Source organism: Streptomyces sp. NPDC044704 (assembly GCF_056433525.1).
In genome coordinates, this window is the sequence record NZ_JBWKGY010000010.1 from 250188 (window position 1) to 273546 (window position 23359).

Here is a 23359-nt window from a genome sequence, read left to right on the forward strand (position 1 = left end):
CCTCGTCCCGTTCTTCGTCCTGTTCGCCCTCGTCATGGTGGCACCCGTCGTCTACGCGGGCTGGATGAGCGCGTTCCGGGAGCAGTCCTCGGGACTCGGATTCGGCGGCGTCGAACGGACCTTCGCGGGTCTCGCGAACTACTCGGCGGTGCTGGCCGATCCGGAGTTCCGCACCTCCTTCCTGCACGTCGCCACGTACTGCGCGCTGTACATCCCGGTGGTGATCGGCGCCGCGCTCGGCCTGGCCCTGCTGGTCGATTCGGGCTACGCCCGCGCCAAGCGCTTCTTCCAGCTCGCCTTCTTCCTGCCGCACGCCGTGCCCGGACTGATCGCCGCGATCATCTGGATCTACCTCTACACCCCCGGACTCAGCCCCGTCGTCGAATGGATCGACGACGCGGGCGGCAGCTGGAACTTCCTCTCACCCGCCCACTCCCTCTCGTCGATGGTCAACATCGCCGTCTGGCAGTGGATCGGCTACAACATGGTGATCTTCTTCGCGGCGCTCCAGGCGGTGCCCCGCGAGGTCGTCGAGGCCGCCACCGTGGACGGAGCGGGCGCCTGGCGCATCGCCCTGGGCATCAAGGTCCCGGTCATCCGGTCCTCCGTCGTCATGACCGTCCTGTTCACCTGCGTCGGAGCGATCCAGCTCTTCACCGAGCCCAGGCTGCTCTCCGACAAGGCGCAGGCACTCGGCAACGACTGGTCGCCCACGATGTACATCGTCAGCAAGGCCTTCACCGACCAGGACTACGCCGCCGCGGCCGCCGCGTCGCTGCTGTTGGCCCTCGTGGCCGGGGCACTGTCCTTCGTGGTCACCCGGATCGGGAAGCGGTGGCAGGAATCATGAGCACGCACACCCTCGCCACCCGCACCGCCGGACCGGCCGCCGGGCCGCCCGTCGGCCCCACGCCGCCGGGCCGGCCCCGCGCCCCGCGCGCCTGGGCCTCCAGGACCGCCGTCAACACCGTACTGATCATGGTGGCGCTCTACACACTGATGCCGGTCGGCTGGCTGCTGATCGCCGCCACCAAGAACCGCCGCGACCTCTTCGCCACCAACGGCTTCGCGCTCGGGGAGTTCAACCTCTTCTCCAACGTCCACGAGGTGTTCACGCACGACGACGGCATCTACGGACGCTGGCTGCTCAACACGGCCGTCTACGCCGTCGTCGGATCCGCCCTCTCCTCGCTCCTGTCGGTCGCGGCCGGATACGCCTTCGACAAGTACGCCTTCGCGGGCAAGGAGAAGCTCTTCGGCGTGGTCCTCGCCGGCGTCCTCGTACCCGGAGCGGTCCTGACCCTGCCGATGTACCTCCTGGCCGCCGAGGCCGGGCTCACCAACAGCTACTGGGCCCTGCTCATCCCCTCGCTCGTCAACCCCTTCGGCGTCTACCTCGCCCGCGTCTTCTCCGAGGGCTACGTCCCGTACGAGGTCATCGAGGCGGCCAGGGTCGACGGCGCCGGCGAGGTGCGGACGTTCCGTACGATCGCGCTGCCCATGCTCGCCCCCGGATTCACGACGCTGTTCCTGTTCTCCTTCACGGCGAGCTGGAACAACTTCTACGGCGCGCTGATCATGCTCAACGACAAGGACCTGTACCCCGTCAACCTCGGCCTCCACATGTGGAACATCTCGACCACCGAGAGCCCCGAAATGTACTCGCTGGCCATCACGGGTTCCCTCATCGCGGTGATCCCGCTGGTGATCGCCTTCCTCTGCCTGCAGCGCTTCTGGCGCTCGGGACTGACGGCCGGAGCGGTGAAGTAACCGCGGGGCACACGGGCCCGAACGTCCCACCGGACCGCACGGGCCGTTCACGAAGCCCGTCGCTTCAGCCCAGGACGACCTCGATCCGCTGTGTCGCTCCCGCCTTCCCGGTGAGGTCTCCGAAGGTGAGCGTGAGTGAGGAGCCGGTGGTCGCGGAGGTGACCGTGGCCGGCTGGGAGATCACGGAGGCCACCGGGCGGTTCCAGTGGACCGTGAGGGCGTCCCGCATCCGCATGGGGTCCGACACGCAGAGGGTGGCGGTGCCGTCTCCGTGCTCCCGGACCAGTACGCAGGCGGGGCCGTCGGCGGTCAGGGTGCCGACCGTCCCGGCGAACCAGAAGTTGACGGCGGTGAAGCCGAGCGAGGGCACCCTGATGCCCTGCCGGTCGTTGTCGTTGGCGAGGACGGTCAGCCAGCCGGTGGCGGCGGCCCGTGCCGCGGTGGCCGTGGTCGTGGCCCCCGGCATCAGGACGTGGACGCAGGCCGCGTCGACCGGGTCCACGCCGTGGTCGATCCAGAGGGTCAGGTAACGACGGGTGACCGGGTCGGTGGTGCCGCCGGTGTTGACGTCGCGCCAAGACCCCGTCCTGGCCTGGCGCAGCGCCTGGACCGTGGCTCCGCCGGGGAACACGTACCCGCCGTGCCCGGCGATCTGCGCCCAGTTGGTTCCGGTGAGCGTGGCCGACCAGCCGAGGGCCGTGGACTGGGCGGCGCCGTTGACGGTGAGCGCCTGGGTTCCCGTGGCGCCGAGGTTGCGGTTCTCGACCACGGTCTCGACCGTGGTGCCGTCGGCGCAGCGGACGGCGCCCGCGAGGCAGACCACCGAGTCGGCCAGGCAGAACCAGGACTTCTTCGCGTACAGCGTGCTGGACAGTCCGCGGACGAACTGGCCGAGGGCGGCGTACTCGCCGTCCGTCGCGCCGCCGACCCAGTTCACGTCCGGCCGCGGCAGGCCCCAGGCGCCGCCCTCGGCGTCGGCGAGCACCTTCTTCGAAACGGTGGTCCCGGGCAGCCGGTACGGGTCGACGGTCGGCCAGAAGGCATCGGTGTACTGGCCGTTGCCGTACGTGTCCCCCCACCACTGGAGCATCCCGGCGCCGGCGTGCCAGCCGCGCAGGTTCTCCCCGTTGCCCGTTTCGTAGAACCCCATCCGCTTCGAGGCCATGCTGACGGAGGCCGCCCAGCCGGGCCGGCGGTGGACGGCCCGGTCCATGCCGGGGAAGATCCGGTGCGCGGTCGGCTCGGCGATCGCGGTGACATCGTCGTCTTCCTGTACGGCCTTGAGCCGGGCCAGTGCCGCGATGCCCAGGTCGGTGTCGGCGAGGACGGGGCTGTAGTAGTCGCGCCGGATCCAGCCCTTCACCAATCCGCGCCAGTGCCGGTCCTCCGCACTGCTCGCGGCGGTGCCCAGCAGGGCGATGGAGGACAGGACGTCGTGCCCGCGGCCGTGGTCGCCACCCTGGAAACCGTAGGCGCCGGTCCTCGGGTTGCCCCGGCTGGTGGAGCGTCCGGAGACGGCGTCCATCATCAGGCCGTTGTAGAGGAACGGGGCGTAGGACCTTTCCACCGAGTCGAAGACGAGCTGCCGGTTGGGGTCCTCGACCGCCCAGGCGGAGCCGTCGAGGAGGGAGAAGAGGCTCGCCAGTCCGCCGAGCAGCACCGCCCCGTAGGAGCCGGTGTGGGCGAGGTGGCCGTGCTGGACGAACGACCCGTCGGCGTAGAAGCCGTCCCCGTCGGTGACGAAGGGGAAGACGGGGGAGAGGGCGCTGCTCGCGAGTGCGATCTTGGCGGCGCTCTTGCCGAGGACGCCGCGCAGCGCCAGTGAGCGGCACAGGTCGACCCGGTTGGCTCCGGTGCTGGTGCCGGTGTAGTGCGTGACCGAGGAGTCGGGGACGAACGTGTCGACGGCGGCCAGGTGGTTGGCGATCTGGGTGGCGGAGAGCCGGTCGTGGAGGATCGTGCTGATGTCCAGCAGGATCTGCGGTGAGCCGATCTGGAAGTCCCACCAGTTGCCGAACTGGCTCTTCGACGGGTTGTAGGCCCGGTCGTAGAGGTGGTCCAGGCCGGCCTTGATCTCCGCTGCCAGCGCCGTGCTGCCGGTCAGGCTCGTGCCGGGCTGGGCGTAGGCCTGCGCCATGGTGGCCAGGCGGGCGTAACTGCCGGTGATCGAACGGGAGACGGTCAGGGGCAGGTCCGGCCAGAGGGATCCGCTGACGGCGGCCATCGTGGAGCGGACCTCGGAGGCCCGGGCGCCCAGCAGCGCCAGCTTCTCCGCGAAGGGGGCGGCCGCCGGGTCGAACCCGGTGCCCAGCACCATGTCCCGCCACTTGAGCCGGAGGGTGTCGTACGCGTCGGCGAACGCGCCGCCGGCCGGGGCGAGGACGCCGGTCGAGGAGACCGGGCCGAGCAGGGCGGCGGTACCGGAGAGGCGCAGGAAGGAACGGCGGGACCATGGGCCGGACATGGAGCCTCCAGGGGAGCGGGGAGGGGGGCGCCCCGTTCACCGGATTTTTAGCATGCGATCGAAATATCGCTCAAGAGGTGCGTAGGGATCGATTCGTTCGAACGGTCAGGTGCGGGAGCAGTTCCAGGTGCTGGCGGGGAACGTCCTGCGGGGCGTCCGGCGCCAGCCGGTCCAGCAGGAGCGCCGCTGCCCGCGCGCCCACCTCGCGCTTGGCGGGAGCGACGGCCGTCAGCGGTACGTCGGCCAGTCCGGCGACCTCGTCGTCATAGGTGATGACCACCAGGTCCTCGGGCACCCGCACCCCCCGCGCCTGGAGCCGCGGGATCAGCATGATCGCGTCCGTGTCGCTGTGGATCAGGGCGGCGGTCACTCCGCTCTCCTCGACCGCCGCGCACAGGTAGTCCAGCGTCCGCGCGAACAGTTCGGCCTCCCCGCGCGGTCCCTGTCCGGCCGCCGCGTCCGCCCCGGGCCACGCGGGCGCCGGCTCCAGTCCGAGCGCGGTCACGGCCGCCCCGAATCCGGCCCGCAGCCGCGCGGACGTCGGCGTCTCCCGGCTGGCCAGCGCGATCCGCCGGTGGCCGAGCTCCGCCAGGTGCTGAACGGCCCGCGCCGCGCCGTGCGCGTGGTCCGACGCCACCCGGTCCAGCCCCGCCGCCGGATGGCCCGGCGGAGCCCACCGCTCCACGAGGACGGTCGGCACGGGCAGTTCCGCCGTCCAGGCGCCCTCGCCCGGCCCGGGCGAGCCCGCGTCCCAGGTCGGGGTCAGCAGCAGCCCGTCCGCACCCGTGGACAGCAGCCGGTCCGCCTGCGTACGGTCCTCGCCCGGCAGGTACCGGGTCAGTCCCACGGTGAGCCTCGCCCCCCGGGCCTCGACCACCTCACGTGCCCCGCGGACGACGTCGGCGTAGTAGTACTCGGTCGTGGGCACGACCATGCCGATCACCAGGCCCTCACCACCGCCACCGGCCGGTGCGGCGGCCCGGGCCGCCGGTGCGGCCGGGGCGGCATGCCCCGCCGCCACCTTGCTGATCACCCCGTGCATCCGCTGGATCTCGCCCCGCGCCGCCATCGCCTCGATGTCCCGCCGCAGGGTCACGGGGGAGACGCCGAGCTCCTGGGCGAGCTCCGCCACGCGGACGCTGCCGCGCACCCGCAGGATCTCGCGCACCTGCGCCTGCCGTTGGTTCACGTGCGGTCTCATCGGGTCCCCCTGGGATCGTGACGGCGCGGGCGGTGCGCACCGGTGCCCGCCATCATAGGGAACCGAACCGAGCCGAACCGATCGATACGATCGATTGCTTCACGGCACTAGGCGGCGGGGAGGCGCGTTGCCAGGGTGTGACGCGTCCTGGCTGGCCGGACGCGGCCTGCGCAGACTCGGTCGGGCGGAGTCATCCGCTTCGAACGAGGAGTAGGACAGGTATGAGGAACGAAGCCAAGGTCGTGGCCGTCACCGGAGCCAGCAGCGGGATCGGGGAGGCGACGGCCCGGCGGCTCGCCGCCGACGGCCACCGGCTGCTGCTGGGCGCGCGGCGCACCGACCGGCTCGAGGCGCTGAGCCGCGAGATCGGCGAGGCGGGTGGCACCGCGGCCTTCCGGCGGCTGGACGTCACCGACGCCGCCGACGTACGGGCCTTCGTGGCCGCCGCCCGGGAGCGGTACGGCCGGCTGGACGTCCTGGTCAACAACGCCGGGGTGATGCCGCTCTCGCCGCTGGAGGCGCTGGAGGTCGACGAGTGGGACCGGATGATCGACGTGAACGTCCGGGGCGTACTGCACGGGATCGCCGCGGCCCTGCCCGTGATGCGGGCCCAGGGCGGCGGGCACTTCGTGAACGTCGCCTCCGTCGGCGCGTACGAGGTGTCGCCCACCGCGGCCGTCTACTGCGCGACCAAGTTCGCCGTCCGCGCCGTTTCCGAAGGGCTGCGCCAGGAGTCGGACGGCTCCGTCCGGGTCACTCTGGTCTCGCCGGGCGTGACCGAGTCCGAGCTGGCCGAAGGGATCTCCGATCCTGCCGCGAGGGCGGCCATGAAGGCCTACCGCGCCGTGGCGCTGCCCGCGTCCGCCATCGCGGGGGCCATCGCCTACGCCGTCGCCCAGCCGGCCGGGGTCGACGTCAACGAGATCGTCGTACGTCCCGCCGCGAGTGCCCAGTGACCGCCGGGACGTACGAGGACCTGTCGCGCCGGCTGCGGGACCTGGAGGACAAGGACGCGCTGCGGCGGCTCATGATCCGGGGCTGGCGGGCCCTGGACCGCAAGGACTGGCGGTCCTGGATCGAGTGCTGGGCGCAGGACGCGGTGCTGGAGTTCGGGCCGTGGGGAGAGATCCGCGGGAGGGAGGCGGTCCGGGCGAAGGTGGAGGAGGCGGAGGCGCACTTCCCGAGCATGCAGCACCACATCCTGAACATGGACTTCCAGGTGGAGGGGGACCGGGCGACGGGCGTCGGCTACATGTGGTTCGTCGCCGTCACGGGGAGCGGGCAGGGCTCTTCGCCCTACTCGATGGGCGGCCCGTACGACTGGGACTTCCGGCGGGGTCCCGAGGGCGGCTGGCTCCTGGTCCGCCAGCGGCTCGGCGTCTGGTGGACCGACGGGGAGGAGACGCCGGAGGGCCTCGCCCGGACCGGCGGGACGCCGTCCTGACGGCCTACGGGCAGCTGACGCGGGCGTCGCCCGGGTCGGTCGTGCAGGTGTCGGTGCCGAGGCCGCCGTTCGCGCTGTCGTTGCCGGCGACGGCGTCGACCGTGTTGAGCCGGTCGTTGCCGAAGTTGCCCAGCAGGGTGTCGTTTCCGGTGCCGCCGTTCAGGGTGTCGTCGCCGTAGCCGCCGTCGACGTCGTCGTTGCCCGCACCGCCGTGGACCGTGTCGTTCCCGTAGCCCGGGCGGATCGTGTCGTTGCCGCCGAGAGCGCAGATCACGTCGGTGAAGTAGCCGCCGTTCAGGGTGTCCGCGCCGCTGGTGCCGATGATCGTGCAGCCGCGGGCGTTGTTGACGGTGGTGTTCGCCGTGGCCCTGTCGTTGCCGGGCACCGGGTCGCTCTCCGCCGCGTCCGCCGTGGCGGTGTCGGAGAGGGGGCCGGTGCTCCGGGGCTCGGCCACCACGGTCACGGTGGTGGCGGCGCCCGCGGCGAGGGTGCCGAGGGTGCAGTTCGCGGTGGTGGCGGTGCGCGTGCAACTGCCCTGGCCGGGCACGGCCGAGACGACGGTGCCGCCGGCGCCGGTGAGGGTGTCGGCGAGCGTGACCGCCGTCGCGGGGGTGGTGGCGCTGGTGTTGCGCACCGTCACCGTGTAGGTCGCCTGGTCGCCGATGGAGACCGTGCCGGGGCCCGCCACGGTGACGGCCAGGTCCGCGGTGGGCGCCGGCGGAGTGGTGCCGCCGCCCTCGTACCGGGCCAGTGCGAAGTCCTCGCCGGCCCCGCCGCCGCCTGCGGTGAGGATCCTGCCGTCGGGCAGCAGCGCCGCCGAGCGGGCCAGGTCGGCGCCCCCGAGGTTCGTGGTGACCGTGCCGTCGCCACCGCCGAAGCCCGTGTCCAGGCTGCCGTTGGTGAGGTAGCGGGCCAGCGCGAAGTCGCCGTTGCCGCCACCGACGGCGACGAGCTTGCCGTCGGCCTGCTGGACCACGTCGTACGCGGAACTGCCGCCCTGGGGCCCGCCGAGGTTGGTGGTCACCCTGCCGTCGCCGTCGAAGGCCGTGTCGAGGGTGCCGTTCGCGGTGTAGCGGGCCAGGGCGAACGCCGGACCGGAGCCGCCCACGGCCACGATCCTGCCGTCGGACTGCACCACCACGTCCTGGGCGGTGTCCATGGATCCCAGGTCGGTGGTCAGCCTGCCGTCGCCGCTGAAGCTCGTGTCCGCACTGCCGTCGGAGTTGTACCGGGCCAGCGCGAAGTCCCGTACGAGGCCCTCGGTCGTGTCGCCCGCGGCGATGATCCGGCCGTCGGCCTGCAGCGCCAGTCCGTACGCCGTGCTGCCCTCCTGGAGGCCGCCGAAGTCGGTGAACAGCTTGCCGTCGCCGTCGAAGGTGGTGTCCAGGCTGCCGTCCAGGGCGTTGTACCGGGCCAGGGCGAACACGCCGCCGACCCCGCCGGCGGCGACGATCTTGCCGTCGGCCTGCACCGCCACGTCGGAGCCCTGGTCGGCGCCACCGCCGCCGAAGTCGGTGACCGCCTTGCCGTCGCCGTCGAAGGTCGTGTCCAGGCTGCCGTCCGGGTTGTAGCGGACCACCGTGAACCAGGCGACGCCGCCTTCGAGGTTCTCGCTGACGCCGACGACGACGATCTTGCCGTCGGCCTGGAGGGCCACGCCGTTGGCCGTGTCGGAGCCTCCGGCGATGTCCGTGGACACCTTTCCGCCGTCGCCGAACGTGGTGTCCGGGCTGCCGTCGGCGTTGTAGCGGACCGCCGCGAAGTTGCCGACGAAGTCCGACACGTCACCGCCCACGGCGACGATCTTGCCGTCGGGCTGTACCACCATGTCGGCGGCGGCTTCGGAGGAGCCGAGGTCGGTGGTCACGATTCCGTCGCCGCCGCCGAACGTGGGGTCCGGATCGCCCGGGGCGGCCAGTGCGGTGCCCGGCAGGGCCACGGCGAGTGCCAGGCCCAGGGCCACCGCCGCGCCGATCCGGTCGGCGCGGCGCCGGCGGCCGCCTCCCGCGACCCGTCCCCGGCCCCTGCGCGCACCCCACGTGAATGTCGACATGCAGACCCCTCTGCCGCTGCTCGCCCTGCCCTCGGCCACTCCCGGTGACGGGCCACAGCTTCCGGCCGCCGCGGCGGTGGGCCCCGGCGGCTCGCCGGACTCGCGGCGCCGGCGCCGGCGGTTCCACCCGACCGCCGTATACGACGCCGACCGGGCGCGACCGGGCGGGCGGGGTCCGGCGGGCGGGGTCCGGGGCGGGGTCCGGGGTGGGGAACCAGCCGTCGGCCGGGCCCCGTCGTACGCGTGGACGGCGAAGCGGTGTCCCGTATTCCGCGCCTTACCGTTGATATGTACGCGCCATTCGCGCTTCCGGGGTGCCGCGCGAGCGCGGGCGCCCCGCTCTCGGGCGGGCACCCACCGTGGACTGCCGATCTACGGTGCGTGACCCTCCGTCGCGAGTTCCCCGCGGGTCCTTCACGGGGCGCACACTTCCGGCCGTTCCGCGCCCCCGCGCTCCCCCGGGGGGCAGACGGCGCGCGAGGCGCCGTCCTAGCCTCCCGGGCCATGCGATCACCCCTGAAGAGCCGCCTCGGTCTCGCCGCCCTCCTCGCCTTCGTCCTGTCGCTGTTCGGCCTCGCCCCCGTGGCGCAGGCCGACCCGGCGCCGGCCGCCCTGACGTTCACCACGAACGCCGCGACCGTCACCCCCGGCGGCACGGTGAACCTCTCGATGACGCTCACCAACAACAAGACCTACGACATCTGGTTCGCCTACCAGAGCATCGCCCCGACCTGGCTCACCACCCAGCGCGCCGACCTCAAGTACAGCTTCACCGCCTGCAGCCTGGCGACCCCGGCCGGCGCCACCTCCTGCTCGGGTGTCGGCCCGTCCGACCTCGGCGCCAACTACGGCGCGACCATACCGCCCGGCCAGAGCCGCACCGTGACGCTGACGCTCCAGGTGGCCGCCGATTCCGGTTGCAACGGAAACATCGGCTTCTACTCGTACTACTACGCCGAGTTCAGTGACAGCACGAGCACCAGCGCCGGTCCGGTCTACACGCCCGAGACGCGGGTCCTCTGCGCCTGACGGCCCCTCCGGTGCGGCGGGGAGTGGCCGGAAAGAGCCCCCGACCGCCCGTCCAATTGGTCTGAACCACTGGCGTGGCGCGCCGGCGGACCGTCTCGGTCCGCCGGCGCGCCACCCGGCTCCGGACCGGCCCTCACGACCGGCGGACCCGGGCCGCCGGCGGTCCACGGAAGCGGACGGAAGGGTCAACGCGGCCCTGTTCGGGTCGAGTTGGTTACCTGCGTTTTTCCGTCGGTTTTCGCGGCATCCCCACGAAAGCTACACAGAGGCATCACTATGTGACGCGACGGATGCGTCGACGACTGGTTTCTGAGGGGGATGCCGGCGTCGCGCAAGGGGGGGCGTCCGCTTCGTGCGCGCCGCGCTCACCCCTGCCCGGGGAGGGGACTTTCACCGCATGAAGCGAAGCATACGCACCGCCGTGTTATCGGTGGGCGCGCTCATCGCAGCCGTCGGACTGCCCGCCGGAACGGCGCACGCCGACACCACCGCACCCCGCGTGGACCTGCGGGTGCTGGTCGTGACCGACGGCGGTCCGGCCGTTCAGGCCATCACCTCGGAGCTGGAATCGGCGGGAACGCCGTACACGCAGGTCGACCTCACCCGGCCGGACCGGCCCACGATCGACCCGGCCTTCCTCGCCGACACCGTCGACGGCCGGCCGCGCGCGAAGTTCCAGGCGGTCGTCCTGCCCAACGACAACCCGTTCGCGGCGGGCTCCGCCGAGATGGCGGCCCTCGCCACCTACGAGCAGACGTACGACGTCCCGCAGGTCGACGCCTACACCTACGCGCGCCCCCAGGTCGGCCTCCAGTACTTCGTCCCCGGCGGCTACGCGGGCAGCGTCGACGGGGTGCAGGCGGCGGTCACCCCGGCCGGTCGCGCCGGCCCGTTCGGCTACCTCGAAGGAGCCGTACCCTTCGAGGACAACTCGCCCTCCGTGGGCGAGAGTTACGCCTACCTCGCGCAGCCCGCATCCGGCGCCGACTTCACCACCTACGTCGACGCCCCCATCCCGGGCACCGCGCGCCGCGGCTCGCTCGTCGGCGAGTACCGCCACGACGGCCGCCGCGAACTCGTCGTGACCTTCGTGTACAACCGCTACCAGCAGCAGTACCGGCTGCTGGCCCGCGGAATCGTCGAGTGGATGACCGCGGGCGTGCACCTGGGCGCCTCCCGCAACTACTTCTCCGTCCACGTCGACGACGTGTTCGCCGCCGACGACCGCTGGGACACACAGCTCAACTGCACCCCCGGCGACGTCGACTGCGCGGGTGGCGGCGGGACGCCCAACCCCATCCGCATGACCGCCGCGGACGCGGAGTACGCCAAGAACTGGCAGGCCGGACGCGCCTTCACCCTCGACATGGTCTACAACGGCGCCGGCAGCCTCGACCAGCGCGAGGACAACAACGGCGTCGACGAGCTGGCCGACAAGCTCCAGGCCGACCGCGACCGGTTCCGCTGGATCAACCACACCTACACGCACGCCTTCCTGGGCTGCGAACAGGACACCAGCGTGGTGCCGTGGCGGTGCGCCACCCAGCCGGGCGGCACCACGAAGTGGGTCAGCCGGGCCGCGATCGACGACGAGATCGTCCTCAACCGCCTGTGGGGCCAGAACTTCGGCCTGCCCCTGCAGAACGACGAGCTGGTCACCGGCGAGCACTCGGGCATGGCGGTCCTGCCCCAACAGCCGCAGGACAACCCGAACCTGGCGCTCTCCCTGACCGGCAACGGCGTCAAGTGGCTCGCCTCCGACAACTCCCGGGACCCCGAACAGCGCCGGGTCGGATCCGCCTCGACCGTGGCCCGCTACCCGATGAACATCTACTACAACGTCGGGAAGGCCGCCGAGGCGGTCGACGAGTACAACTGGATCTACACCTCCCGGGCCCAGGGCGGCAGCGGCATCTGCGAGGACCACGCGGACACCACGACCTGCCTGACCGCACCCCTGGACACCACCACCGGGTACGCCGACCGGATCGTGCCGACGGAGACCCGGACCGCACTCGGCCACGTCCTCTCGAACGACCCGAAGCCGCACTTCATCCACCAGTCGAACCTGGCCGAAGAGCGCCTGGCCTACCCGGTGCTGAACGGCGTCATCGACGGCTACGACGCGCTGTTCGCCGCCAACACCCCGCTGGTCAACGAGCGGATGAAGGACGTCGGGGCCGAACTCGCCCGCCGCGGAGCCTGGAAGAGCGCGGTCCGGGCCGGCCAGGTCACCGCCTACCGCGTCGGCGGCACGGTCACCGTCGTGGCACCGAACGGGCTCGACGTCACCGCGACCCTGCCCGCCGGCACCCTGCTGGGCGGCGCCGCGTTCGGCAGCCCCTACGCGGGCCGGGCCTCCGGATGGACCGCATCGACCGGCACCGCGCTCACCCTGACCCTGCCGGCAACGACGCCCGCGGCCCCGTCCGCCCTGGCGGCACCCCGGCCGGCGACCGGCACCGCACCCGCACCCGGTACCCGCGTCCCGCCCGCCGTGCGCGAGGGCGCGACGGACACCGACCGGCGCTGAACCGGCGTCCCGCCGGTCCGGGCCGCACACGGCCCGGACCGGCCCGACCACCCCCACACACCGGCCGTGGAGCACACCCATGCACGTTCACCACGGCGCGCGACGCACCGGCGCGCCGCACGTCACCCTGCTCACCGAAGGCACCTATCCCCACAGTCACGGCGGCGTCAGCGTCTGGTGCGACCAACTCGTCCAGGGCATGCCCGACGTCGACTTCGACGTCATAGCCGTCACCGGCACCGGCCGCGAACCGCTGGTCTGGGACCTGCCCGGTCACGTCCTCGGCGTCAGGTCGGTACCCATGTGGGGCGCACCCCCGGAGGGCCGCGCCCCCCGGGGACGCGGTCACCGCAGGCTCTCCGGCGCCTACGAACAGTTCCTCACCGCGCTGCTCGACCCCTGTGCGGAGGCCGGGTTCGCCCCCGCCCTCTCCACGATGGCGCGGGCCGCGTCCGACGGGGCCCTGAGCCCCTACCTGCGCGGGGACCACGCGATCGCGGTGCTCGCGGCGGTCTGGAACCGCCCGGGGCTCGCCGCGCGCGAGGCCCGGCCCACCCTGCACGACGCCCTCACCGCGACCTCCCTGCTCGAACACGCCCTGCGCCCGCTGGCCGCCCCGCCACCGGAACACGGCGTGGCCCACGCGGTCAGCGGCGGCGTCGCCGTACTGCCCGGGCTCGCCGCGCTGGAGCGGCACGGCGTCCCGCTGCTGTTGACCGAACACGGGGTCTACCTGCGCGAACGCTACCTCGGCTACCGCACGGCCCCGTACCGCTGGCCCGTGAAGGCCGTCGTCCTCGGCTTCTTCCGGCTGCTGGCCGAGGAGAGCTACCGGCGGGCCGCACTGATCACCCCCGGCAACCGCTACAACCGGCTCTGGGAGGAGCAGGGCGGAGCCGATCCGCAGGCCATCCGTACGGTCTACAACGGCGTCGACCCCGCCGCGTTCCCGCCCGCCGGGCCGGAGCCGCAGGCGCCGACCCTCAGCTGGGCCGGCCGCGTCGACCCGATCAAGGACCTGGAGACCCTGATCCGGGCCTTCGCCCTGGTCCGCGAACGCGTCCCCGAGGCCCGGCTGCGGCTGTTCGGCGGCACACCGCGCGGCGGGGAGGCGTACCGGGAGCGCTGCGAGGCGCTGGCCCGCGACCTCGGGCACGCGGACGCGGTCACCTTCGAGGGCAGGGTCGACGACATCAAGGACGCCTACGCGGCGGGCAACGTCGTGATGCTCTCCAGCATCAGCGAGGGCTTCCCGTTCACCCTCATCGAGGCCATGTCCTGCGGCCGGGCGACCGTGTCCACCGACGTCGGCGGGGTCCGCGAGGCGGTCGGCGACGCCGGCCTGGTGGTCCCGCCGCGCGATCCGGCGGCCATGGCCGAAGCCGCCCTGGAACTGCTGGGAGACTCCCGGCGGCGCGCGGCGATGGGCGAGGCGGCCCGGCTGCGGGTCATCGAACAGTTCACCCTGCGCCAGACCATCGACACCTTCCGCTCCATCTACCTGGAACTCCCCGGACTCGACCGCACGCCCAGCACGACGGCGGGCCGACCCGCGGAGCGGACCGCACGCGTCGCGGAAAGAGCGGCGGTACGCACCGAACTCCCCGCCCCGACGCCCGTGCCGGTGGTGCTCACCCCGGTCGCGGTCGCCACCGGACGGGCACGCAGACAGGACCGGGCCCGTCCGTCCGTGCCCTCCGCGGCCACCGGCACGGGGAGCCTCGCCGGATGAGCGGGCCGATGTCACTCGAACCCGGCGGCGCGCACCAGGACACCCTGGCGCTGAGGCTGGCCGACACCGCGGCGCGCCCGCCCCGGCGGGCGTGGGCCGAGACCACCCTCGCCCTCAAACTGCCCGGACCCGACGAGGCGGAGGTCAGCCGGCTCGCCGCCGAACTGGCCGACCGCGTCGGGCCGGCCGTCCACCCGTACGAGGTGGCCGCCCTGCTGGAGGCCGAAGGCCTGTCGGCCGAGACCATCCGCGGCCGGTACGGGCACCCCAACATCTTCTCGCTCGCCGCCGCGCTGTACGAGCGGGTGCCGAGGGTCTTCCCGGAGCCCGTCAAGGCGCCCGACCCGTGGCGCCCCGACACCGTACGGTGCCTGCTGCGCGGCGTGCTCTTCGCCCTCCCGGGGCTCGCCTACCTGCTCACCGCGCCCCTGTGGAACCCCGGCCGGCACGCCACCGCCCTGATCGTCGCCGGCATCGTGTCCTGGGCGTGGGGCCAGGCCCTGGGGCACCGCGCCTACCTGCGGATGGTGGCAGGCCGCCGCGAGGCGGGCCGGACCCTCCTGACGGGGGCGCCGCTCGGGGCGGCCGTCGCCACGGCGGCCGGCGCGGCGGCCACCGGGGGCGGCTCCGTCACCTGGGCGGTCGCCGCCCAGTCGCTCTACCTGGCCGCCGCCGGGAACCTGCTGGTGCTGGGCCGCGAGCGGCTGCTGCTGATCGCGCTCACGCCGCTGATCGCGGGGGGCGCCGTCCTGCCCTGGTGGGAGCCCGGGCCCCTGCTCCGCGCGGGGCTCCCGGCCCTGACGCTCCTCGCGACGCTGGGGATGGCCGCCCGCGCACTGCACGGTGCGTACGCCGCCCCGGCGGCGCCGGACGGGGGCGCCCGGCTCCCGCTGTCCCGGTCCCTCCCGTACGGCCTCTTCGGGCTGGCCGCGGCCGTACTGGTCCTGCTGGAGGGGCGGTTGGAGCCGTACGCGGTGATCGCGCTGACCGTGAGCATGGGTCCGGCCGAGTGGCTGCTGTACCGCTTCCGTGGCCTGTCCGTCACCGCCCTCGGCGCCGCCTCGACGCCCTCCGGGTTCCTGCTGCGGTCCGCCGGGGTCCTGGGGCTCTGTCTGGCGGCCTACCTGCTGCTCCTGCTGCCCGTGGCACTGCTGACCGGCGCCGCCCCGGCCGCGTTGCTGCTGCTCGCCGCGACCCTGTGGACCGCGCTGCTGCTCCAGGCCTTCGGCGTGGCCTGGCCGCCGGCGCTGCTCTGCGGGGCGGCGGCGGCCGGCGCCGCCACCGCCACCCTCCTCGGGCCGGCGGCGGGTGCGCCGGCCCTGACCCTGTCCTGCGGCCTCGCCGCGCCGGGCCTCGTCGTCTGCGCCCTGTGGATCCTCGGACGCCCGGCCCGGCACGGCTGACGGCCCGGCGGGCCGAGGATCCGCCGCCGGGCACGACCTCCCGTCACCGACTCCCGTACGCATCGCCCACACATCCGAGAGGCAGATCAGTTGACCACCGCACCGCTCGCCGCCGTCACCGGAGCCGAGGGCTTCATCGGCTCCCACCTCACCGAGGCCCTCGTCGCCCGTGGCTTCCGGGTCCGCGCCATGGCCCAGTACAACTCCTTCTCCTCGTACGGGTGGCTGGAGACGCTCGCTCCCGACGTCCTCGACCAGGTGGAGATCGTCCTCGGTGACGTCCGGGACCCCGGATCCGTCCGCGGACTCCTCGAAGGCGCCGACGCCGCCTACCACTTGGCCGCGCTCATCGCGATCCCGTACTCCTACCGGGCCCCGCACAGCTACGTCGACACCAATGTCACGGGCACCCTCAACGTGCTGGAGGCGGTCCGCACGCTCGGCACGCCGCGCCTGGTGCACACCTCGACCAGCGAGACGTACGGCACCGCGCGGACCGTGCCGATCACCGAGGACCACCCCGTCAACACCCAGTCCCCGTACGCCGCCTCGAAGGCGGGCGGCGACCGGCTGGCCGACAGCTACCACGCCAGCTTCGAGACCCCGGTGGTGACCCTGCGCCCGTTCAACACCTACGGGCCGCGCCAGTCGATGCGCGCGGTGATCCCCACCGTCATCGGCCAGGTGGCGGCCGGCGAACGCGTCATCACCCTCGGCGACCTGCGGCCCACCCGCGACTTCAGCTTCGTCAAGGACACCGCGCAGGCCTTCCTCGCGGCCGGCACCGCACCGGCCGACCGCGTGGTCGGACACACCTTCAACTCCGGTACCGGCGGCGAGATCTCCGTCGCGGACCTGGTGACCCTGATCGGCAAGGTCATGGACGTCCCGATCGAGGTCCGCGAGGACGGCGAACGCCTGCGGCCGCCCGCCTCCGAGGTGATGCGCCTGGTCGCCGACGCGAGCCGGCTCACCGCCGCCACCGGCTGGCAACCACGGCACAGCCTGGAGGAAGGCCTCGCGCACACCGTCGACTTCTTCCGTGACCCGGCCAACCTGGCCCGCTACAAGACCGGCATCTACAACATCTGACCGCCCCGCGGTCCACCCACGTCCACCCCGTTCCCACCCCACCCACCGTCCCCCCACGCAACCCAAGGAGGAGACCCATGTACGCAGTGATCCTGGCGGGCGGCAAGGGCGTCCGGCTGCGGCCCTACACCACGGCCCTGCCCAAGCCCCTCGTGCCCATCGGCGACCAGCACACGATCCTGGAGATCGTGCTGCGCCAGCTCTCCACGGCCGGGTTCACCCGGTGCACCATCGCCATCGGACACCTGGGCGAGATCATCCGGGCCTACGTCGGTGACGGCTCCCAGTGGGGCATGAGCATCGACTACGCCACGGAGGAGAGCCCGCTGGGCACCATGGGCCCCCTGCTCAACCTGCGCGACCGCCTGCCCGAGCGGTTCCTCGTGATGAACGGAGACGTCCTCACCGACCTCGACTACGCCGACGTGCTGCGCACGCACGAAGCCTCGGGAGCGCCGCTGACCATCGCGACGTACCCGCGCAAGGTGCACATCGACTTCGGGGTGCTGACCACCGACGCCAGCCGGGTGGTCGGCTTCACCGAGAAGCCCAGCATGGACTACCACGTCTCCATGGGCGTGTACGGCATCAGCCGGTCCACCCTCGACCACTACACCCCCGGACTGCCCCTCGGCTTCGACGAGTTGGTCCTCGACCTGCTGGCCGGCCAGAACCCGCCGCACTCCTACGCCTTCGACGGCTACTGGCTCGACATCGGGCGCCCCGACGACTACGACCGGGCCAACGCCGAGTTCACCAGCCGCAAGTCCTTGCTGCTCAAGGGAGCCTGAGCACCTCATGCGCATTCTCGTCCTGGGCCGGACCGGCTACCTGGGCGCCCATGTGGCCGAACGCCTGCGCGCCCTCCCGGGCGCGCGGGTGTTCGACGGCGGCCGCTCTCCCGACGCCGACTTCGGCGTCGACCTCGCGGCCGACCGGCCCGAACGGCTGGCGGGCGTCCTGGCCGCGGCCGCACCCGACGCGGTGGTCAACTGCGCGGGCGCCACCGGCGGGGACGCCGTGACGCTGGCGGAGGTCAACGCCCGCGGCCCCGCGCTGCTGTGCGCCGCGCTGCGGGAGGCGGCGCCCGCGGCACGACTGGTGCACCTGGGTTCGGCGGCCGAGTACGGGCCGGGGGAGCCACCCACCCGGGTCGCCGAGTCGGCCGCGACCCGCCCGGTCACCCCGTACGGCGCGACCAAACTGGCCGGCACCGTGGCCGTGGCCGCCTCCGGGCTCGACGGCGTCGTCCTGCGCGTGGGCAACCCGGTGGGCCCCGGCGCCCCGCCGAGCGGACTGCCGGGGCGGATCGCCGCACTGCTGCGGGAGGCCGGCGCGGACCCGCAAGCGGTGCTGCGGCTGGGCGACCTCTCGGCGTACCGCGACTTCGTGGACGTGCGCGACGTCGCGCACGCGGTGGCGCTCGCGGTCACCGCCCCGGGCCCGCTGCCGCCCGTCCTGAACATCGGCGCCGGCCGGGCCGTGCCGGTCCGCGAGCTGGTCCGGGGCCTGGCCGAGCGGGCGGGCTTCCGGGGCCGCATCGAGGAGGAGGCGAGCGGGTCGGTCCGTTCGGCCCAGGTGTCGTGGCAGTGCTCCGACATCACCGCCGCCGACGAGGCCATCGGCTGGCGCCCGGTCCACGCACTCGGCGACACCCTCGCCACGCTGTGGGCGGCGACCTTCCCGGGAGGACCCCGAACACCATGACCCTGCTGGTTCCGCTGTACGTCCACCCCGCCGAGGATCCGGGCGCCTGGCACCGCCTCATCACCGGCGCCGCCGACACGTACGGGGTGGTGATCAACCCGGCCGACGGGCCCGGCGAGCGCCCCGACCCGGCGTTCGCCTCGGCGGCCGCCGCGCTGCGGACGGCCGGCGCCCGCCTCCTCGGCTACGTGGACACCGCGTACGGGGCCCGCGGCCAGGCCGAGGTGATCCACGAGATGTGCCGCTACCAGGAGTGGTACGCGGTCGACGGCTGCTTCCTCGACCGGGTGGACCCGACGCGGCAGGAACTGCCCGGTACCCGTCGGCTGATCCGTTCCCTGCGCAGGCTGGGGGCGACCCCCGTCGTGCTGAACCCGGGCGTCCATCCGGTGTCCGCGTACGTGCGCCTCGCGGACCTGACCGTCACCTTCGAAGGACACTGGTCGACGTACGTCTCGTCCTTCACCAGACCCGCGTGGACGGCCCGGCACGACCCCGAACGGTTCTGCCACCTCGTCTACGGGGTGCCCGAGGCCCTGGTCCCGCTCGCCGTACGCACCGCGCGCGAGCGCGGAGCGGCGGTGTCCGGGCCGGTGTCGGGCGAACTGCCCAATCCATGGGCGCAGTTGACCCCCGCACTCACCGGAACGGAACGATGATCCGCACCCTGCCGGCCCGGATCGGCCTGGTGGCCGTCCTGACGGGCCTGGTCCTGACGGGCTGCACCACCACCTCCGGCGACGATGACGACGCCGCCGCGCCGCCGCCCTCCGGCCCGGGCGCCGGCACCCAGGGGCCGACGCCCGGATCACCCGGCCCCTCCTCCTCCGTCCCCCCGTCCCCGCCCCCGGGGTCACCGGCGGCCACCGCGTCCGCCGGCGGCTCGCCCGGCAGCGGCGGCACCGGCTCCACCCCCGCTCCCGGCGACCAGGCGAAGCCCCGCTGGAAGCCCGAACCCGGGCTGGCCTGGCAGTGGCAGCTCGACGGACGCTCCGACCCCTCGGTGGACGTCCCCGTGTACGACATCGACGGGTTCGAGAACTCGGCGGCCGACGTGGCCCGGCTGCACCGGGACGGCCGCAAGGTGATCTGCTACATCAACGTCGGGGCGTGGGAGGACTTCCGGCCGGACCGGGACGCCTTCCCCGCCACGCTGTTCGGCAAGCCCAACGGCTGGAAGGGCGAACGGTGGCTCGACATCCGCCGGATCGACCAGCTGCGCCCGATCATGGAACGCCGCTTCGACATGTGCCGCGACAAGGGCTTCGACGCGGTGGAACCCGATCTGGTGGAGGGCTACGGCAACGACACCGGGTTCCCGCTCACCCCGGAGCACCAGCTCGCCTACAACCGCATGATCGCCGAGATCGCCCACGCCCGGGGGCTGTCGGTGGGCCTCAAGAACGACCTGGCGCAGATCCCCCAACTGGAGGGCGTCTACGACTTCGCGGTCAACGAGGAGTGCGCCCAGTTCGGCGAGTGCGAGGCGCTGACCCCCTTCATCAAGGCCGGCAAGGCGGTCTTCCACGTCGAGTACGAAGGAGCCCCCTCGGCCTTCTGCCCGCAGGCCCGCCGGCTCAAGTTGTCCTCGATGTTGAAGAACCCGGAGCTGGACACCTGGCGCAAACCCTGCTGAACCGGATGGGCGGGGGTCAGCGCACGCTGCCTGCGGAGTGCCCTGGCTGCCGCCGAGGGCTGCGGTTTCGTGAGTTACACGTGTAATCTCGCGGCTGGGGACGCCGCGCCGGGGGGAGCGGCGTGCCGGTCCCGGGTGCGCTGGGAGCGCCCGGGGCCGGCCCATGGAGCCCGCAGTCCCGAGGGGCGGCCCGTACGCCCCTGAAGCTCGGAGGAGCATTCGATGGCACACACCCCGGCGGCACGGCCGCGCGTCCTGGCCGCTCCGGACGGCACGCCGTTCCGGGACCTGAACGGCAACGGCGTCATGGAACCCTACGAGGACCCCCGGCTCCCCGTGGCCGAGCGCGTCGCCGACCTCCTGGCCCGCATGACGCTGGAGGAAAAGGCCGGCCTCCTCTTCCACACCATGATCACCATCAACCCCGACGGCTCCCTCGTGGAACCGGAGCCGGGAGCACCCGACGACGACCCGATGCGAGCCTCCACCTCCGCGATGGTCACCGGCAAGCTCATGAGCCACTTCAACCTGTTCGGCGCGGCGGCCCCGCGCCGCATGGCGGAATGGAACAACCGCCTCCAGGACCTCGCCGCCACGACGCGCCTCGGGATCCCGGTGACCGTCTCCACCGACCCCCGCAACGGATTCGTCGACAACCCCGCGGCGGGCGCGCAGACGGACGGGTTCTCCCTCTGGCCGGAACCACCGGGCCTGGCCGCCGTCGGCGACGAGGAACTCGTGCGCGGCCACGCCGACATCGTGCGCCAGGAGTACCTCGCGGTCGGCATCCGCCTGGCCCTCCACCCCACGGCCGACCTGGCCACCGAGCCCCGCTGGCCCCGCGTCCTGGGCACCTTCGGCTCCGACGCCGCAGTGGCCGCGCGGATGGTCGCCGCGTACGTCCGGGGGCTCCAGGGCGAAGAGCTCGGCGCCGGCAGCGTCTCGGCGATGACGAAGCACTTCCCCGGCGCGGGACCGCAGCTGAACGGGGAGGACGCGCACTTCCCGTACGGACGCGAACAGGTCTACCCGGGCGACAACTTCGACTACCACCTGATCCCCTTCGAGGCCGCCTTCGCCGCCGGCACCTCGCAGGTCATGCCGTACTACGCCATGCCGGTCGGAACGCCGTACGAGGAGGTCGGCTTCGGCTTCAACAAGGGCGTCATCACCGGTCTGCTGCGCGAGAAGTACGGCTTCGACGGCATCATCTGCACCGACTGGGGCCTGGTCACCGACACGCAGATCTTCGGGAGCCCCTTCCCCGCCCGCGCCTGGGGCGTGGAGGAACTGGACCGGCCCACCCGGGTGGAACGCATCCTCGACGCCGGAGCCGACCAGCTCGGCGGCGAGGCGGCACCCGAGCTCGTCGTCGAACTCGTCCGCACCGGCCGGGTGACGACCGAGCGCATCGACCGGTCGGTCGCGCGACTGCTGAGGGAGAAGTTCGTCCTCGGCCTCTTCGACGACCCGTACGCGGACCCCGACCGCGCCGCGCGGATCTGCGGAAACCCGGAGTTCACCGCGGCCGGCCTGGCCGCGCAGAGCCGCTCGGTCACCGTCCTCAAGGACCGCCCCGCCGGCGCCGCGGAACCCCTGCTGCCGCTCGTTGCCGGGATCAGGATCTACACGGAGGGCGTCGATCCCGCCGTCGCCGCACGGTACGCGACCGTCGTGGAGACACCGGAGGAGGCCGATGTGGCCGTCCTGCGCATCTCGGCCCCGTACGACAAGGAACGGACGACCGGCTTCGAGTCGTTCTTCCGGGCGGGCCGCCTCGACTTCACCGAGGACGAGCTGCGGCCCGTGCTCGACGTCGCTGCCGCCGTTCCGGCCGTCGTCGACATCTTCCTGGACCGGGCGGCGGTCATACCCGAGATCGCCGACCGGGCGGCCGCCCTCGTGGCCGATTTCGGGGCCTCGGACACCGCGCTGCTCGACGTGCTCTTCGGCCGGGCGGCGGCCGAAGGGAGGCTGCCCTTCGAGCTCCCCCGCTCGATGGACAGCGTCGTCGCCGGGCACGAGGACGTGCCCGACGACTCCACGGACCCGCTGTTCCCCTACGGGTTCGGCCTCCGGCTCGGCTGACCCGGGAAGGTGGCCGCACGCCCGGCGACGCGTCCGGCGTGCGGCCCGTCAACCGGGCCGGCGGGCGTTGAGCCGGGCGGCCTGGCGCGTCAGGTGATCGCGCTCGGCGAGGTTGGGCGCCTTGTGGGCCGCCTCCGCGTACAGCCGCGCCGCCGTCGCCAGGTCGCCGTCGCGCTCGTGGAGGTACGCCGTCACCGCCGTGTGGCGGGGCAGTGCGGCGTCCAGCGCCGCGAGCGCCGCCAGGCCGGCGCGCGGCCCGTCGGCCTCCCCGACGGCCACCGCGCGGTTGAGGCGGACGACGGGGTTGTCGGTCAGGCCCGCGAGCTCGTCGTACCACTCGACGATCTGCACCCAGTCGGTCTCCTCGGCGGTGGGCGCGTCGGCGTGGAGGGCCGCGATGGCGGCCTGGGCCTGGAACTCGCCCAGCCGGTCACGGACGAGGGCCGCCTGCAGGATCCCCACCCCCTCGGCGATCAGCGCGGTGTCCCACCGGCGCCGGTCCTGCTCGGCGAGCGGCACCAGGCGGCCGTCGGACTCGGTCCGGGCGGCCCGCCGGGCGTGGTGGAGCAGCATGAGGGCCAGCAGCCCGGCCACCTCGGGGTGGTCGATGCGGGCCGCGAGCTGCCGGGTGAGCCGAATGGCCTCGGCGGCGAGGTCGACGTCGCCGGAGTAGCCCTCGTTGAAGACGAGGTAGAGGACGCGCAGCACGGTGGCGACGTCGCCGGGCCGGTCGAAGCGCACGCCGGAGACGGTGCGCTTGGCCCGGCTGATGCGCTGCGCCATGGTCGCCTCGGGCACCAGGTAGGCCTCGGCGATCTGGCGGGTGGTCAGCCCGCCGACGGCGCGCAGCGTGAGCGCGACCGCCGATGCCGGGGTCAGCGACGGGTGGGCGCACAGGAAGTAGAGCTGGAGCGTGTCGTCCGCCCCGGGCGCGGGGCCGGGCGCCGGTTCCTCCTCGACGCGGTCCTCGCGCCGGCGGCGGGCGGTGTCGGCGCGCGTGGCGTCGAGGAACTTGCGCCAGGCGACCGTGACCAGCCAGCCCTTGGCGTCCCGCGGGGGGTCCGCGGCCCAGACGCGGAGCGCCTCGACGAGGGCGTCCTGTACGGCGTCCTCGGCCGCCGCGAAGTCCGCTCCGCGGCGGACGAGGACGGCGAGGACGCCCGGCGTGAGGCTCCTGAGCAGGACCTCGTCGATCGGTGACGTCACG

The 23359-nt window shown here is 73.3% G+C and carries 18 protein-coding genes; 14 read left to right on the forward strand and 4 right to left on the reverse strand.

All coding sequences use genetic code 11. The features are described from left to right. The first annotated feature begins 34 nt into the window (after positions 1-34). Positions 35-850: a carbohydrate ABC transporter permease gene (locus AC07B0_RS24685; RefSeq protein WP_469382223.1), complete on the forward strand. Its 816-nt coding sequence runs from the start codon at positions 35-37 to the stop codon at positions 848-850. Continuing rightward, entirely contained in the window at positions 847-1770 is a 924-nt protein-coding gene (locus AC07B0_RS24690) for a carbohydrate ABC transporter permease (RefSeq protein WP_478898942.1), read from the forward strand. Before AC07B0_RS24685 ends, AC07B0_RS24690 begins: the two co-directional genes overlap by 4 nt. A gap of 64 nt (positions 1771-1834) precedes the next feature. On the opposite strand, the gene AC07B0_RS24695 is transcribed toward AC07B0_RS24690, so the two are convergent. Beyond that, on the reverse strand, positions 1835-4234 hold the full coding sequence (locus tag AC07B0_RS24695) for a polysaccharide lyase 8 family protein (RefSeq protein WP_478898943.1): 2400 nt from the start codon (positions 4232-4234) through the stop codon (positions 1835-1837). Between the two features lie 70 nt (positions 4235-4304). Continuing rightward, positions 4305-5435, reverse strand: a complete 1131-nt coding sequence (locus AC07B0_RS24700; RefSeq protein WP_478866825.1) for a substrate-binding domain-containing protein — start codon at positions 5433-5435, stop codon at positions 4305-4307. A 221-nt stretch (positions 5436-5656) separates the two neighbouring features. On the opposite strand from AC07B0_RS24700, the gene AC07B0_RS24705 reads away from it, so the two are divergent. Together AC07B0_RS24705 and AC07B0_RS24710 are read left to right on the forward strand one after the other, a co-directional pair. After that, positions 5657-6391, forward strand: coding sequence for an SDR family oxidoreductase (locus AC07B0_RS24705; RefSeq protein WP_467299863.1), 735 nt, complete (start codon positions 5657-5659; stop codon positions 6389-6391). Then, the gene (locus AC07B0_RS24710; RefSeq protein ID WP_356880894.1) at positions 6388-6879 is read left to right on the forward strand and encodes a nuclear transport factor 2 family protein; all 492 of its coding nucleotides are present in this window, start codon (positions 6388-6390) and stop codon (positions 6877-6879) included. The genes AC07B0_RS24705 and AC07B0_RS24710 overlap by 4 nt, the downstream gene beginning before the upstream one ends. 4 nt (positions 6880-6883) lie before the next feature. Here the strand turns inward: AC07B0_RS24710 and AC07B0_RS24715 are convergent, their stop codons facing one another. Then, positions 6884-8932 (reverse strand): calcium-binding protein, encoded by a 2049-nt coding sequence (locus tag AC07B0_RS24715; protein WP_478898944.1) that lies wholly within the window; start codon positions 8930-8932, stop codon positions 6884-6886. Between the two features lie 504 nt (positions 8933-9436). On the opposite strand from AC07B0_RS24715, the gene AC07B0_RS24720 reads away from it, so the two are divergent. The 10 genes from AC07B0_RS24720 to AC07B0_RS24765 all read left to right on the forward strand — a co-directional run bounded on the left by AC07B0_RS24720 (position 9437) and on the right by AC07B0_RS24765 (position 22152). Continuing rightward, a complete protein-coding gene (locus tag AC07B0_RS24720) occupies positions 9437-9961 on the forward strand; it encodes a hypothetical protein (RefSeq protein WP_356880890.1) in 525 nt (174 codons plus the stop codon). A gap of 397 nt (positions 9962-10358) precedes the next feature. Beyond that, positions 10359-12494 (forward strand): hypothetical protein, encoded by a 2136-nt coding sequence (locus AC07B0_RS24725; protein WP_356880888.1) that lies wholly within the window; start codon positions 10359-10361, stop codon positions 12492-12494. Between the two features lie 79 nt (positions 12495-12573). Next, a complete protein-coding gene (gene pelF, locus AC07B0_RS24730) occupies positions 12574-14226 on the forward strand; it encodes a GT4 family glycosyltransferase PelF (RefSeq protein ID WP_478898945.1) in 1653 nt (550 codons plus the stop codon). Beyond that, a complete protein-coding gene (locus AC07B0_RS24735) occupies positions 14223-15629 on the forward strand; it encodes a hypothetical protein (RefSeq protein WP_478898946.1) in 1407 nt (468 codons plus the stop codon). Before pelF ends, AC07B0_RS24735 begins: the two co-directional genes overlap by 4 nt. Positions 15630-15719: 90 nt before the next feature. Next, positions 15720-16721 (forward strand): GDP-mannose 4,6-dehydratase, encoded by a 1002-nt coding sequence (locus AC07B0_RS24740; RefSeq protein WP_478898947.1) that lies wholly within the window; start codon positions 15720-15722, stop codon positions 16719-16721. A 77-nt stretch (positions 16722-16798) separates the two neighbouring features. Then, positions 16799-17512, forward strand: coding sequence for a nucleotidyltransferase family protein (locus tag AC07B0_RS24745; protein ID WP_356880880.1), 714 nt, complete (start codon positions 16799-16801; stop codon positions 17510-17512). 7 nt (positions 17513-17519) lie between these two features. After that, positions 17520-18428, forward strand: coding sequence for an NAD-dependent epimerase/dehydratase family protein (locus AC07B0_RS24750; RefSeq protein ID WP_469382195.1), 909 nt, complete (start codon positions 17520-17522; stop codon positions 18426-18428). Beyond that, positions 18425-19087, forward strand: coding sequence for a spherulation-specific family 4 protein (locus AC07B0_RS24755; protein ID WP_356880876.1), 663 nt, complete (start codon positions 18425-18427; stop codon positions 19085-19087). Before AC07B0_RS24750 ends, AC07B0_RS24755 begins: the two co-directional genes overlap by 4 nt. Continuing rightward, a complete protein-coding gene (locus tag AC07B0_RS24760; protein ID WP_478898948.1) occupies positions 19084-20064 on the forward strand; it encodes an endo alpha-1,4 polygalactosaminidase in 981 nt (326 codons plus the stop codon). The genes AC07B0_RS24755 and AC07B0_RS24760 overlap by 4 nt, the downstream gene beginning before the upstream one ends. 222 nt (positions 20065-20286) lie before the next feature. Further along, complete coding sequence (locus AC07B0_RS24765) at positions 20287-22152, forward strand: glycoside hydrolase family 3 protein (protein ID WP_478898949.1); 1866 nt, start codon at positions 20287-20289, stop codon at positions 22150-22152. Between the two features lie 48 nt (positions 22153-22200). Here the strand turns inward: AC07B0_RS24765 and AC07B0_RS24770 are convergent, their stop codons facing one another. Then, positions 22201-23346 (reverse strand): RNA polymerase sigma factor, encoded by a 1146-nt coding sequence (locus AC07B0_RS24770; RefSeq protein WP_478898967.1) that lies wholly within the window; start codon positions 23344-23346, stop codon positions 22201-22203. Positions 23347-23359: the final 13 nt, after the last annotated feature.